This is a genomic window from Mesorhizobium sp. P2_B11 (assembly GCF_056404855.1).
This window is the reverse complement of sequence record NZ_JBFUDF010000001.1, coordinates 524669-538071: the sequence shown is the minus strand read 5'-3', so window position 1 is coordinate 538071 and position 13403 is coordinate 524669. Positions and strand designations below refer to the sequence as shown.

Here is a 13403-nt window from a genome sequence, read left to right as displayed (position 1 = left end):
TGGCGCTCTGGATGGCGGCGGCTACCGGCGCAAGGTGATATTGCCATATCGCACCTCTGTCAGGCCATGGCGGGCCGATGACATTTGCTTGCGCGGCAGTGTGAACGCCGGCGTCGCCGTTTCAATGCAATTCCGCCAGCAGTGCCTGTGCTTCGGCGAGGTTCTTTTCGGAACCTGCGGCGAGATCGTCCATCTTCTTGTCGCGGAAGATGACGAGCGCCTCCTGGCAGGCGGCTATGGCTTCCTGGGCAAGCGCCTTGTCCTTGTGGGCAGCGCCGAGATCAACCAGCACGTCGCACAGGCTATCCTGCGTGAAGGCGACGGCCGGCACCGACTTGATCTTCTTTTGCACCACGATCGCCTCGCGCAGGACCAGCACCGCTTCCTCGAAATGCGCGACGTTGTTTTCGGCGCGGCCGGCCATGGTCAGGGCGTAGCCCATCTCGTTGCGCGCATTGGCCCAGCGTTCGGGATCGCGCTCGCGGCCGATCTGCTCAGCCAGCGCCCGGTTGACGACAACCGCCTCCTCGTACAGTTCGGTCGAAGGCTCGCGGGCCGCGATCATGCTCAGCGTCTGCGCGAGGCTGGTCTGGTTGATGATCCACTGACCGGGATCGCGCTCGATCGTGCGAACCGTGGCGAGGTCGCGGTAGATCTGGGCGGCTCGCTTCAGCTTGCCGACATCGTTAGCCCAGTAGCCGAGGCTCGACAGGCCGCTGGCGAGATTGTTCTGGTTGTTCTCCCAGACCGCCAGCGCGTTGTCGCGCGTCACCACGCTGAGTGCCGCGTCATAGGCGGCAATCGCGCGGGTGAGCAACTCGACGTCCTTGCCGTCCGCAACCATCAGCAAGGCATTGCCGATATCGCCCTTGGTGCGCGCCCATTGCATGCGATCGGGAAAGCCGTCGTAGACCAGCGCTGCCGTCTCGAAGTTCTCCACCGCCTTGGCATAGAACGAGGCGTCGCCGCCGATGCGGCCTTGGCTATAGAGGGTAAAACCGAGATCGTAGTTGATGCTGGCCCATTCTTCCGGATCGGCGTCCCTTGAATAGGCCGGAAGGGCCGCCTTGAGCGCGTCGGCCGCTTGCGCCAGTAAGTCCAGGTTGGATGTGTTGGTGCCAAGAATTGACAGGGTCTGGCCAAGCACGCGCCGCGTCTGGCCGATCTCCGTGACGTCACCGCCCGCCGTTTGCCCGTCCAGCGCCGCCCGCAGCGCCTCCACCGATTGCTGCAGCATTTGATCGTCGGAAGCCAGCTTGCCCGAAATCATCAGCGCATAGCCAAGACGGAATTCCGTCTTGGCCCAATTGGCCGGATCGTTGTCGCGGGTGCGGACCGTGAGCACCTGACCATAGGTATCGATCGCCTGCCGCAGGATCGAAATGTCCTCGGCGCGATCGCCCCAGTTCGACAGCGTGCCTGCCAAGTTGTAACCGATCGAAGCGAACTCGCGCGGCGCACCGCCAGCGGTATAGACTTCCCATGCCTGACGATACGCGGTCACCGCCTGGATGTAGTAATCGGTTCCCGTGTCGAGATCGCCGAGCGTGTCGTAGACCGACCCCAGATTCTGGTGCAGGGAAGCCCAGTCGAGCGGCAGTTTCTCACGCGGATATTCGGACAGCGCTGCCTGGTACGCCGTCGCGGCCTGCAGCAGTAGATCCTTCTTCTTCTGCTTGGCTCCGAGGCGGTACAGGGCATTGCCCAGCGTCAGCTGGCCGTTGGCCCAGCTGGCTGCGGCGTGTTCGCGCGTCCACACAGTAAGCGACGCCAAAGCAGCGTCGCGCGCCTGCTCGAGGGTGGCGATGTCGCCGTTGATCTGACCGATCGATTCCAGTGCCGTGCTCAGATTGTTCTGTATCGTCGCCCATTGCGCCGGTGCGCGCTCCCGGGTCATTTCGCCGGTCGCCGCCTGATAGGCAGCGACTGCCTGCTGCATGGTCGCGATATCCTTTTCGCGCTCACCAAGGCGATAGAGCGCAGCACCTAGATTGACCTGGCTCAGCGCCCAGTCGAGCGGCACACGCTCCCTGCTGTATTCGGTCAGTGCCGCACGATGCGCCTCGATCGCCGCGCGGAAACTGTCTGATGTGGTCTGGCGTTCGCCGATTTCGGACAGCACGATGCCGAGATTGTTCTGCGTCGCCGCCCATTCCAACGGCAGCCGCTTCGACGACTGCACCTCAAGCGCCGAGCGGAAGGCCGCGACCGCCCGCTCCAGCAGCGCCGTGCCGTTCTCGCGCTGGCCGAGCCGCCAGTAGACCGTACCGAGATTGCCATAGGTCGAAGCCCAGTCGTCCGGATAGGCATCGTGAGTGTAGACGGTCAGCGCCTGCTCATAGGCGGCTGCTGCCTTGTCGAGGTTTTCGCGGCCGGCTTCCCGCTCGCCCAGAGTGGAAAGCGTTGCCGCCATATTGTTCTGGGTGGCGGCCCAGAGCAGCGGCGATTTTTCGCGGGTGACATAGGTCAGCGCCTGCGCGTAGGCCGTCAGGGCCTGGGTGAGATACGCATTGTCGCCGGAGAAGTCCCCCTGTTCCGACAGCGCGTTGGCCTCTGCCGCCTTGTAGTAGAACGCGTCCTCGTCGCTCCATTTGGCGGCCTGCTCATAGGCCTTGGCATAGTCCTGCGCCGCCTCCTTGAAGTTGAAGGAGATTTCATAGGTCCTGGCGCTTGAGGCGAAGACTTTCGCGAATTCGAGCCGCTTTGCCTTCAGCTCGGCCTCTGCCTGGTCGACCGTCGACGACAGCTCACCGATGCGGGCCTTGGCCTGTTCGTTGAATTTTTGCGCTGCCTCCAGCGCACCTTCCTGCACCGCCTGTTCGGCCAGCTTCGACAGCCTGGCGATCTCGGGATCCGGGTTTTTCAAAGTCTCGCGCTCGGCCAGCACTTGTTTCAGCCGCTCGGTTTGGCCACGCAGCAGCTTGTCCAGTTCGGCCGGGTCCTTGGGTATGTCGACGCCGAGCGCTTTCAACATGGCATAGAGCGCATCCATCGGAACATTGCCGTCGCGCGCGATGGTCTCGATCTGGCGGCGCTCCGGGTCGGGCAATGACGCTATGGTAACCAGCAGCTGGCGCCGTTCTCTGAGGATTTCGCCCTCATCGCCTTTCGGCGCCTCGGCGGGGGTGCCGAAGTAAAGCAGCCGGCGCAGGCTTTCATTGACCCAGGGCCGCTGCTGGCCGTTGGTCTTGAGATAGACCTCCTCGCCGATCATGCGCAGGAGGGTGCCGAATTCTTCGCCGCCCATCGTGTCGATGTGGCGCAGGACGGCGGCCGCATAGGGGCTGTTGCCGTCGGCCGGACCGTCGAGCGCAACCTTGCCCGGTTCGGCGGCAAAGCCGATGACCTGACCGAGGCTGTCGTCGGTCGAGCCCTTGGCTTCGGCATTGCCTTTCAGGGAAACCACGCCGCGCGTTTCGCCGAGGCCGCCGGCGCTGATCGGCTTGCCCTCGTCATTGGGCGAACGCTTCAGCAGCGTGCCGGGCGGGAAAGGATCATTGCGGCAGGCGTCGAGCAGCACGATGGTGACCGGCACCTTGGATTTCAGCTCGGCCACGATGGCGGAAAGCGCGACCAGCTTCTCGCCGGCATCGCCGAGCGACGAGACGTCGGCATCGACAGGCACCAGATAGTTCTCGCCGCCGGCCTCGATGCCGTGGCCGGAATAATAGATGATGGCGACGTCCGCACCTTCGGCATCTTCGACGAATCCTTCGAGGTCGCGGCGCAATTTGCGGGCGTCGCGATTGGTGGCGACATCGGTCTCGAAGCCGAGCTTGTCGAACATCTCCTCGATGGCGCGGGCGTCGTTTTCCGGATTGGGCAATTTCCCGACATGCTGGTAGTCTGACTGGCCGATGACCAGCGCCACGCCTTTCAGCGTTTTCGGTTCTTCAGCCAAAGCAGGGATGATCGCGCACAGGCACAGCAGCAGTGCCGCGGCCATTGCCGCGCACGTGCGCCCCGTCGCACCTGCTGTTCGCCCAAAAAGCATCGTCTAGCCCAAAACCCGGCAATATCTTGCGCAAGCGAGATGGCATCATGATGGCCGGCCGATGGCAAGTCCTTGGGCGAGCTGTGGTCTTGTCGTGGGTAATGCGGACAACGCCGGCTGGCTTTCAGCAGGCGAGTGGGTAGTGTTCTGCATGAGGCGCCGGATGCGGAAATTCCGGAGCCCGACAGTTTTCAGGGGAGGTTTGCAATGACGACGGACTACACGCCGAAATTCGACCTGGGCGGCAAGGTGGCGCTCGTCACCGGCGCCTCACGCGGCATCGGCCGCGCCTGTGCGCTGGCCTGCGCCGGCTCGGGCGCCGACATGATTGTCGGTGTGCGCAGCAAGGCCGATGGGGCCGAGCTTGTCGCCGAGATCGAACGCATCGGCCGGCGGGCGCTTGCCGTGCATATGGATGCGACCGATCTCGCCACGGTGCGGGCTGGTGTTGCGGAGGCGCACGCCGCCTTCGGCCGCATCGAGGTTCTGGTCAACAATGTCGGGCTCGGGCCGGAAAACCTGGCCGAGAACGTCACCGAGGCGGATTTCGACCTGACGGTGAACGTCAACCTAAAGGGCACCTTCTTCACCACCCAGGCGGTGGCCAAGCTGATGATTGCGCAGAAAGGCGGACGCATCATCAACATCAGCTCGCAGGCCGGCACGGTGACGCTGAAGGGCGAAGCCATCTACTGCATGAGCAAGGCGGCGATAAATCATCTGACCCGCTGCCTGGCCGCCGAGTGGGCGCAGCATGGCATCGCCGTCAACAGCGTGGCGCCGACCTTCATCTGGACCGACGGCACGCGGCCCTCGCTGGCCGAGCCGGAGTTTCATGCGCATGTGCTGGGCCATATCCCGCTCGGCCGCATCGGCGATCCGATCGACGTCGCGGGAACCGTGGTGTTCCTGGCCTCGCCGGCGGCCTCGCTGATCACCGGCGCCAACATTCTGGTCGATGGCGGCTGGTCGGTGGCGTAGAGCGCCCGGCGTCAAAAGCGCGGCCGGGCTGCCGGCCGAATGGATGGCGCCATTGGCGACGGCGACCCACAGGTGGGAAGCGGCCTTCGCGCCGGTGCTATCTCTTCGGCATCGTCGAACGCAGAAGCGTCTGCATATGCTCCGGAAGGTCAAGTTCGCCGCGTGCCTCTATCTCCAGGAGATATCGAGCCTTGGCCAGGCGGTCGCCTTCTTCAACCGCGGGATAAGCGCAGATGGCCAGCAACGCCTTCTCTTCATCCCGGCTAGCTCTTTCGTGGTCGGAGCGGTCAGCGCGCATGTCGCGGACGGCCTTGCCGAACGCGACGTAAGCGGTCTGGTGGGTTTCGATCAGCCCTTGCAGGCGACTGGACGATTGCTTTTCCGGTGGCGACGGCTTTGCGACGGCGGCTCTCGCCACAATGGTCGACGTGACAACGGCGCCACCGGATTGAAACAGCAAGGCGCGGCGATTGATCCTGGACGTGACACTATCTCCTCTTCAGGCGGGCGCACCATGGCGCGGCGAGCACCATCAGCACCGTAACACGGCGGTCTGCGCATTTTTGTCAGGATGGTGAATGGCCACGCGGCGCTGAGGCTACCCGGCACCGTTCGCCCCGGGTTGCAATGGCGGCCTGCTGTTGTCATGTTGCCCTCATGTCAGACAAATGGAGTTGCCATGACCGCCCATCCCAAACTGCCGGCCGCGCCCCACAAACACCAGAACCTCATCGGCGGACGCTGGAGCGACAGCGATGGYGGCGAGATCGTTCGCCTGAGCCCGGCGCATGGCGTGCCGGTGTCGATCGTGCCGCGCGGTACGGCGGCCGATGTCGACAAGGCGGTCACTGCTGCGCGCCGACGGTTCGACGGCGGCGGCTGGGCGGAGACGCCGGCCAGCTATCGCGCCGCGATCCTGCGCAAGGCGGCCGACATCATCATGCGGCGCAAGGATGAGCTGGCACTGATCGAAACGCTGGAGAGCGGCAAGCCGCTGTGGCAGGCCGTCGGCGAGGTCACCGGCGCGGCCGGCTGCTGGTACTATGCGTCGGGCCAGGCGCAAGGCGTGCATGGCGAGACCTACAACAATCTCGGCCATGATTCACTGGGCCTGGTGCTGCGCGAACCGATCGGCGTCGTCGGCCTGATTACACCGTGGAATTTCCCATTCTACATCCTGGCCGAGCGCCTGCCCTTCATCCTGGCCGCCGGCTGCACGGTGGTGATCAAGCCGTCGGAACACACCTCGTCGACGACGGTGATGATGGGCCACATCCTGGAAGAGGCCGGCCTGCCGGAGGGCGTGGTCAACATCGTCACCGGCTATGGCGACCCGGTCGGCCAGGCGATCGTGAACCATATGGACATCGACATGGTGTCCTTCACCGGCTCGACGCGGGTCGGGCGCTCCACGGTCATCGCCTCGGCCGCCAACATCAAGAAGGTCAGCCTCGAACTCGGCGGCAAGAACCCGGTCGTGGTCACCGCCGACGCCGACCTCGACAAGGCGGCCGACGGCATCGTCTACGGCGTCCTGCACAATGCCGGCCAATGCTGCGTTTCGGGCAGCCGGCTGATCGTGCATGAGAGTGTGGAAAAGGCGCTGACCGAGCGCGTCCTGGCGCTGATGGCCAAGGTACGCGTCGGCGACCCGCTGGCGCCGGAAACCCGCGTCGGCGCCATCGTCAACGAGACGCAGATGACGCGCATTTTGAGTCTCATCGACCAGGGCAAGGCGCAAGGCGGCAGGCTGGTGACCGGTGGCGGCCGCATGGAGCCGCAAGCCGGCTATTTCGTCGAGCCGACGCTGTTCACCGGCATAACGCCCGACATGACGATCGCCCGTGAAGAGGTGTTCGGCCCGGTGCTGGGCATCTCCACCTTCAAGACGATCGCCGAGGCGATCCGCATGGCCAACGACACCGAATACGGCCTTGCCGCCACCATCTGGTCGTCCGATTTGCGGGCGAGCATGGACCTGATGCGCGGTATTCGCGCCGGAAGAATGTGGATCAACACCACCATCACCGGCGGCCCCGAAATGCCGATCGGCGGCTACAAACAGTCCGGCCTAGGCCGCGAGACCGGACCATCCGGCATCGACGAATACACCGAAGCGAAATCGGTGATCGTCGATCTCGGTGCGCGCCAGCCCTGGGTTGTCTGATCCCAAAGCCGCCGTCGTTCCGCAATGGCCTCCGGCGCGACGCGCCAGAGGTCGGAAATGCCTGAGGTCGGACATGATCACACCTCCGCCGGCGAGCCTCGCCGGCGCGGTGTCCTACTTGATCACGATCGTCGCGTTCGGGATCTTGACGCCGTTGCTGCCCGGGAAGGAGGCGCCAAGAAACGCCTTCATGTCGTCGRTGATGGCAATGACGCGCTGGCGGCTGTCGACAAAATTGATGTCGTCGGTGGCGGTTGCAAGCTTCGTCGCCGGGTTGATGCAGCCGATCGAAGACAGGAAGCCGCGGCCCGGATGCATCAGGATCCCGACCCGCTTGCCGGTCGGCAGCAGCAGCAGGCCGGGACGCTTCAGCGCAGCCGGATTGACGTTCGAGGTATAGCCGATCGTCACATATTTGGCGCCGGCTTGCGTGAACAGATTGTAGGTGCCGGCCTCGACACAACGATTGTTGCCGGCAGTCTTGTTGTCGCCCGGTCCCTTCGTCTCGGCAGTCACGCCGGAGAGACCGGCGACTCTGACGCCGTCGTGAAAGACTTCGTATTTGCCGACTGTTCTGCGCTTCACGCCTCTGGTCTGCTCACCGGTGCGCGTAATTCTCAACTCCCAATTATTGGCCATTCCACCCTCCCTGCCCTGTTAAGATCGTTGCGCAAGACATCAATAAATTCGAGCGCTTCGGCAATGATGTGTTGCCGATCATGATTGCTACACAGAAATGTTGCTTTCGGACTGTGAGTTTGTTCACTTCAAACCAGGAACTTTTCGGCCGCGCGGGCTGGAGCCTGTTGTCAAACGGCCGTTATGAAACCAAGCCAACCGCCCGTTTCATGACCCTGACAGGCGTCACGGTCGAATGGCTTTGCCCGACGTTGTCGGGGCCTTAGTGTTATGCATGACACGAAGCGAAGCGCTGTATTGTTGCGGGTGTAATGTGGATCGCATCTATTTGACCGAAGGTGCAGCCGGGCGGTGGCAGAGCATCGCCGACAGCCTTGCCGGCGACTGGACCGTCCGCCGCACGATGGTCGATTTCGTTGCCGGTGCGACATACAGTTTCACCGGCAATGCCGTCGTGACCGGTGATACCTTCACCGAGCGCGGCATCATGCAAACCGGCGCTCACGCCATGCCGGCGAGCAGAACATACCGGCTCGAGTTGCGCGAGCATTCGATCGCGATTCTTCGTGCCGACGGCAGCGACTTCATCGAGCTCGAGCCGAAGGCAACACAGATCGTCCAGCATCTTTGCGGCGCCGATGTCTATGCCGGGCGCTTCTGGTTTCGCAGCCGCGACGAATGGGCCGAGGCCTGGCGGGTCAAGGGTCCGCGCAAGAATTACGCGAGCCTCAGCCGGTTTTGTCGCCTTGATGCCGGGGGTGTTGGGCGCGTGAAACCTCTTCCAGGTAATTGATGAAGACCCGGACTTTCGCCGGCAGGAATTTCCGGCTGAGATAGATGGCGTAGAGAGTGAAGCTGGCGGTGCTCCAGCCGTCCAGGATCGGCACCAGCCGGCCGGCGGCAATGTCGTCCTCGACGATGAATTCGGGGCCGAGCACGATGGCGAGGCCCTGGACGGCGAGTTCGCGCAGGACATCGCCATTGTTGGCGCGAACGATCGGGCTGACGCGCACCGATGTCGCCTGGCCCTGGCGGTCGACCAGGCTCCAGCTCTCCCCCGTCGACAGATAGGAGTAGCTGAGCGTTTGGTGGTGGATGAGATCGGCAGGGACGGTCGGGCAGCCGTAACGCTTCAGATAGTCCGGGGAAGCGCAGATCACCATGGCAATGGGGGCGAGTCGCCTGGAGATGACGTTGGTCGTCGCAGGCTGCAGCGCGATGCGCAGAGCGACGTCGACGCCCTCGGTGGCGAGATCGACCATCCGGTCGGTCAGGTCGACGTCGAGACGCAGGTCCGGATGGCGGACGATGAAGCCCGGCAGCCATTTCGAAAGCGTGCTGATGCCGAAGGACAGCGGCGCGCTGATGCGCAGCAGGCCAGAGGGTGACGTCGCGCTTTCGCCGGCGATCGCCTCGGCCTCGGCTACATCGCTCAGGATTTGCTGCGCCCGGCTAAAAAACTCCTGGCCGGCATCGGTCATCGACAGGCGGCGTGTCGTGCGGTTCAGCAGCCTCGTGCCGAGATGGTCTTCCAGGGCGGCGACATGGCGGGAGACGGCGGCGTTCGAGGTGTCCAGCTTGGCGGCGGCGGCGACGAGGCTGCGTGCCTCCACCACAGCCACGTAGACCTGCATCGCCCGGATCAGATCCATCGCGCCATTGTTCCACTTTTCGTAACGATCTACTTAATTTACCGCCATTTATCTCGATCATCAAGTTGAATACCACATCACCCAGGCGCCATTGGTGGCGCCGGTTCAACTCCAGGATTGAGAGACCTCATCATGAAAGTCGCGGTTATCGGATCGGGCAATATGGGCTCGTCCTTCGTCAAGCAACTTGCCAAAGCGGGCCATTCCGTCACTGTTTCCAGCCGCAATGCGGCTTCGGCCGAGACCCTTGCCAAGACGTATGACGCGGCTGTGGTCGACCCAGCCAAACTCGGCGACGCCGAGGTGATCATCCTTGCCACCGGGGCCGGCGACGCCATTGCCGCCCTCAAGGGCGTCAGCAAGCTCGACGGCAAGATCGTCGTCGACATCACCAACCCGCTGACAGCGGACTATATGGGCCTGACCATCGGCCATTCGACGTCGAGCGCCGAGGAAATCGCCGCGGCGATGCCCGGCGTGCGGCTAGTGAAAGGTTTCAACACGATCTTCGCGCAGTTGCTCGATGCCGGAGCGGCTCTTCCCAACGGCGGCAAGGCCAGCGTTTTCCTGGCCTCGGACGACGCGGATGCCAAGACCACCGTCACCAAGCTCGCGGAATCCATGGGCTTCTCGGTGGTCGATGCCGGTCCTTTGAAAAACGCCCGTTATCTCGAGCCGCTGGCTGGCCTCAACATCTATCTGGCCTACGGCGCCGGTCTCGGCACGGGGATTTCGCCGGCCTTCGTCGCCGCCGCCTGACCCTCACCGCGAACCAACAGGGAGAATCACCATGAACAACTTCATCGTCAAATCCGCTCTCGCTCTTGCCGTGACCGGCCTTCTCGCCACCGGCGCATTCGCAGATACACTTTGGGAAAATCCGGCCACGCCGGCTCCTGCACCGGAAGTGCAGGCGCCCGAGGTCGAGAGCAAGCTCAAGATTTTCGATACGCTCGATTTCGATGTGTTCTCGAACCAGAAATGGGATCGTCTGGGCGAAAGCCATTCCAAGGACATCGTGGTGACATGGCCCGACGGCCATGAAACCAAAGGCATCGACAAGCACATAGCCGACCTCAAGACCCTGTTCGTGTGGGCGCCCGATACCGCAATCCACGAGCATCCGATCCGCTTCGGTTCGGGAACCTGGACCAGCGCGCAAGGCGTGATGACGGGCACCTTCACCAAGGCGATGCCGACGCCCGACGGCGGCGCCATTCAGCCGACCGGCACACGCTATGCGCTGGGCATGGTGACGATCGGCCACTGGAAGGACGGCACCATGGATCACGAATGGCTGTTCTGGGACAACCAGGACCTGATGAAGCAGCTCGGCCTTGGGAAGTAGATCACGAGGTCATGACCTCGTAGATCCGGCCGGAAGTGTATGGCCCCATGCGTCGAGTTGAACGTCCCTCAAGAAACCCCGGCTCTGCCGGGGTTTCGCTTGATGGAAGACAGACAGGCCTGCCGCAGTTCGGCTCAGCGGCCGTCTGCGCAAGGCAGCACGGCGGCGGTCAGGCCATCTTTGCCATTATCTTGGCCATATCCGCCGCGTCGAACGCTCTCAATGTCTGAGTTCTGATGTTGCCTAGCGATGCAATCGATAAGGCTAGTGCGGTCGCCGCAATGTCGTCGTCGGCTTCGGCAATCGCCACAACATCATGTTGACCAAGCGTCCACAACAGGGTGTGAACCTTGATGCCGCTCTTGCTGGCCATCGCCTTGAAGGCCTCAGCACGTTTCTGAGTATCCTTTATGCCCTTGATACCTTGATCTGTGAAATTTGACAGCAATACGTAATAAGCCATTTGTTCCTCCCATGGTGAGAGCGGGCGGGCACTCACGGCGCGTCCGCCGTCTCCCGGAACTACGATAGCATGAGTTGGGTGCGCGAACCACTTGGGCAAGGAAGGCGATGCCTTGCAAATCAAGGGCTTCAATGACTTCAAGGGGATGGGCTGGTGCTGCGAGAGAGGATTGAACTCTCGACCTCTCCCTTACCAAGGGAGTGCTCTACCACTGAGCTACCGCAGCCGCTGATGGCGGGGCTTCTGCCATATCGAACCGGCAAGCGCAAGGCATCTGTGAAAGGCTTTTGCCGGACAAGTTTCGCTGACAGGACGGCGCCACAATGCTAGCTATCCCCTTGGAACGGCAGACCCTGCCAGTCTCGGGTGGGACGGAACGATGAACGACAAGACAATTCCACCGAAAAAGGCCGATCCGGCAAAAAAGGGCGGAACCGACCGCAAGGACCGGCTGGCCGAGCAGTTGCGCGCCAATCTCATGAAGCGCAAGACGCAGGCACGGTCGCGGCGCACCGGTGATGCCGACCAGCGGCCGGAAGGCCTAGCGGCTGCTGAAAAAATGCACAAGGACTGACCGAAAGCAGCCACACTGGCCCTCCACCTTGGCCAAAGGGGCAGGAAATCCTATTTCTTGAACCAAGCCGGCCAATGGTCTAGACGGGCCGATACACAAACGGACGAAAACCGGCCTTTCGGGCCGAGGGGACATTCTCTCATGGATCGCATCAGAATTGTCGGCGGCAACAAGCTCGCCGGAAGCATTCCGATTTCGGGCGCGAAAAACGCCGCCCTGCCGCTGATGATCGCGTCGCTGCTCACCGACGACACGCTGACGCTGGAAAACGTGCCGCATCTGGCCGATGTCGAGCAGTTGATCCGCATTCTCGGCAATCACGGCGTCGACTATTCGGTCAACGGCCGCCGCGAAAAGCAGAATGAGGGCTATTCGCGCACCATCAATTTCTCGGCCCGCAACATTGTCGACACCACCGCCCCTTACGAGCTGGTGTCGAAGATGCGGGCGTCGTTCTGGGTGATCGGCCCGCTGCTGGCCCGCATGGGCGAGGCCAAAGTGTCGCTGCCCGGCGGTTGCGCCATCGGCACGCGGCCGGTCGATCTGTTCCTCGAAGGCCTGCAGGCGCTGGGCGCCGACATCGATGTCGACACCGGCTATGTGCTGGCCAAGACCAGGAATGGCCGCCTTGTCGGCAACCGCTATATCTTCCCGAAAGTCTCGGTCGGCGCCACCCATGTCCTGATGATGGCGGCGTCGCTGGCCAAGGGCGAGACGGTGCTGGAGAACGCCGCCTGCGAGCCCGAAATCGTCAACCTCGCCGAATGCCTCAACGCCATGGGCGCCAAGATCTCCGGCGCCGGCACGCCGACGATCACCATTGATGGCGTCGAATCGCTGTCGGGCGCGCGCGTGCGCGTCATCCCCGACCGCATCGAGACCGGCACCTATGCCATGGCTGTCGCCATGACCGGCGGCGACGTGGTGCTGGAAGGCGCCCGCCCCGAGCTGTTGCAGACCGCGCTCGACATCATTGCCCAGACCGGCGCCGAGATCACCCCGACCAATTCCGGCATTCGCGTGCGCCGCAACGGCGCCGGCATTGCGCCGGTCGACGTGACGACGGCGCCCTTCCCGGCCTTCCCGACCGACCTGCAGGCACAGTTCATGGGGCTGATGACCATGGCCAAGGGCAAGTCGCGCATCACCGAGACCATTTTTGAAAACCGCTTCATGCACGTGCAGGAACTGGCCCGTCTCGGCGCCCACATCACGCTGTCCGGCCAGACGGCGATCGTCGATGGCGTCGCCAAGCTGAAGGGCGCGCCTGTCATGGCGACCGACCTGCGCGCCTCGGTGTCGCTGGTCATCGCCGGCCTCGCGGCCGAAGGCGAGACCACGGTCAACCGCGTCTACCACCTCGACCGCGGTTTTGAGCGGCTGGAAGAAAAGCTGTCCAACTGCGGCGCCGTGATCGAGCGGATTTCGGCTTAAGCGCACGGCAGTTGCTCCAGACAAACAGGAGTCTGGTGCTGTCTTCATTCCCAGCCGACACACCAAACCCGAGGCGCTAGCCTCGGGTCGAGTTTGTGTCGCGGTTGCACGGACCGGAAAGACCGCCTAACAGAGGGCTGAAACCAACTTT

At 63.1% G+C, this 13403-nt stretch carries 12 protein-coding genes and 1 tRNA gene; 7 read left to right on the top strand and 6 right to left on the bottom strand.

The genetic code is table 11. From position 1 onward, the window contains the following. Positions 1 to 121 precede the first annotated feature (121 nt). Entirely contained in the window at positions 122 to 3946 is a 3825-nt protein-coding gene (locus AC1DYJ_RS02460; protein WP_477425924.1) for a caspase family protein, read from the bottom strand. A 255-nt stretch (positions 3947 to 4201) separates the two neighbouring features. On the opposite strand from AC1DYJ_RS02460, the gene AC1DYJ_RS02455 reads away from it, so the two are divergent. Beyond that, complete coding sequence (locus tag AC1DYJ_RS02455) at positions 4202 to 4975, top strand: SDR family NAD(P)-dependent oxidoreductase (protein WP_477279664.1); 774 nt, start codon at positions 4202 to 4204, stop codon at positions 4973 to 4975. A gap of 97 nt (positions 4976 to 5072) precedes the next feature. Here AC1DYJ_RS02455 and AC1DYJ_RS02450 read toward each other — a convergent pair whose 3' ends face one another. Next, positions 5073 to 5435: a hypothetical protein gene (locus AC1DYJ_RS02450; RefSeq protein ID WP_477279662.1), complete on the bottom strand. Its 363-nt coding sequence runs from the start codon at positions 5433 to 5435 to the stop codon at positions 5073 to 5075. Positions 5436 to 5654: 219 nt separating this feature from the next. Here AC1DYJ_RS02450 and AC1DYJ_RS02445 point away from each other — a divergent pair, with 219 nt between their 5' ends. Further along, the gene (locus AC1DYJ_RS02445; protein ID WP_477279660.1) at positions 5655 to 7142 is read left to right on the top strand and encodes an aldehyde dehydrogenase family protein; all 1488 of its coding nucleotides are present in this window, start codon (positions 5655 to 5657) and stop codon (positions 7140 to 7142) included. A 114-nt stretch (positions 7143 to 7256) separates the two neighbouring features. Here AC1DYJ_RS02445 and AC1DYJ_RS02440 read toward each other — a convergent pair whose 3' ends face one another. Beyond that, entirely contained in the window at positions 7257 to 7727 is a 471-nt protein-coding gene (locus tag AC1DYJ_RS02440; protein WP_477425922.1) for a hypothetical protein, read from the bottom strand. Between the two features lie 289 nt (positions 7728 to 8016). Between AC1DYJ_RS02440 and AC1DYJ_RS02435 the strand changes: the two genes are divergently transcribed. After that, on the top strand, positions 8017 to 8574 hold the full coding sequence (locus AC1DYJ_RS02435) for a DUF6314 family protein (protein ID WP_477279656.1): 558 nt from the start codon (positions 8017 to 8019) through the stop codon (positions 8572 to 8574). On the opposite strand, the gene AC1DYJ_RS02430 is transcribed toward AC1DYJ_RS02435, so the two are convergent. Further along, on the bottom strand, positions 8510 to 9433 hold the full coding sequence (locus tag AC1DYJ_RS02430; protein ID WP_477279654.1) for a LysR family transcriptional regulator: 924 nt from the start codon (positions 9431 to 9433) through the stop codon (positions 8510 to 8512). The two genes, AC1DYJ_RS02435 and AC1DYJ_RS02430, sit on opposite strands and share 65 nt — an antisense overlap. Before the next feature lie 132 nt (positions 9434 to 9565). Here AC1DYJ_RS02430 and AC1DYJ_RS02425 point away from each other — a divergent pair, with 132 nt between their 5' ends. Continuing rightward, positions 9566 to 10192, top strand: a complete 627-nt coding sequence (locus AC1DYJ_RS02425; protein WP_477279652.1) for an NADPH-dependent F420 reductase — start codon at positions 9566 to 9568, stop codon at positions 10190 to 10192. Positions 10193 to 10223: 31 nt separating this feature from the next. After that, positions 10224 to 10781, top strand: coding sequence for an ester cyclase (locus AC1DYJ_RS02420; RefSeq protein WP_477279650.1), 558 nt, complete (start codon positions 10224 to 10226; stop codon positions 10779 to 10781). A gap of 169 nt (positions 10782 to 10950) precedes the next feature. On the opposite strand, the gene AC1DYJ_RS02415 is transcribed toward AC1DYJ_RS02420, so the two are convergent. Then, complete coding sequence (locus tag AC1DYJ_RS02415; RefSeq protein WP_477279648.1) at positions 10951 to 11244, bottom strand: GYD domain-containing protein; 294 nt, start codon at positions 11242 to 11244, stop codon at positions 10951 to 10953. A gap of 151 nt (positions 11245 to 11395) precedes the next feature. Continuing rightward, positions 11396 to 11470: transfer RNA gene (locus tag AC1DYJ_RS02410), tRNA-Thr, on the bottom strand. 153 nt (positions 11471 to 11623) lie between these two features. On the opposite strand from AC1DYJ_RS02410, the gene AC1DYJ_RS02405 reads away from it, so the two are divergent. Further along, positions 11624 to 11818 (top strand): hypothetical protein, encoded by a 195-nt coding sequence (locus AC1DYJ_RS02405; protein ID WP_477279646.1) that lies wholly within the window; start codon positions 11624 to 11626, stop codon positions 11816 to 11818. A gap of 141 nt (positions 11819 to 11959) precedes the next feature. After that, the gene (murA, locus tag AC1DYJ_RS02400) at positions 11960 to 13252 is read left to right on the top strand and encodes a UDP-N-acetylglucosamine 1-carboxyvinyltransferase (protein WP_477279644.1); all 1293 of its coding nucleotides are present in this window, start codon (positions 11960 to 11962) and stop codon (positions 13250 to 13252) included. Positions 13253 to 13403 lie beyond the last annotated feature (151 nt).

Coding starts and splice junctions, on each gene's coding strand:
- AC1DYJ_RS02435 (WP_477279656.1), top strand. CDS start 8,017: ATGGCTTTGCCCGACGTTGTCGGGGCCTTAGTGTTATGCATGACACGA.
- murA (WP_477279644.1), top strand. CDS start 11,960: ATGGATCGCATCAGAATTGTCGGCGGCAACAAGCTCGCCGGAAGCATT.
- AC1DYJ_RS02420 (WP_477279650.1), top strand. CDS start 10,224: ATGAACAACTTCATCGTCAAATCCGCTCTCGCTCTTGCCGTGACCGGC.
- AC1DYJ_RS02455 (WP_477279664.1), top strand. CDS start 4,202: ATGACGACGGACTACACGCCGAAATTCGACCTGGGCGGCAAGGTGGCG.
- AC1DYJ_RS02405 (WP_477279646.1), top strand. CDS start 11,624: ATGAACGACAAGACAATTCCACCGAAAAAGGCCGATCCGGCAAAAAAG.
- AC1DYJ_RS02425 (WP_477279652.1), top strand. CDS start 9,566: ATGAAAGTCGCGGTTATCGGATCGGGCAATATGGGCTCGTCCTTCGTC.
- AC1DYJ_RS02430 (WP_477279654.1), bottom strand. CDS start 9,433: ATGGATCTGATCCGGGCGATGCAGGTCTACGTGGCTGTGGTGGAGGCA.
- AC1DYJ_RS02460 (WP_477425924.1), bottom strand. CDS start 3,946: ATGGCCGCGGCACTGCTGCTGTGCCTGTGCGCGATCATCCCTGCTTTG.
- AC1DYJ_RS02415 (WP_477279648.1), bottom strand. CDS start 11,244: ATGGCTTATTACGTATTGCTGTCAAATTTCACAGATCAAGGTATCAAG.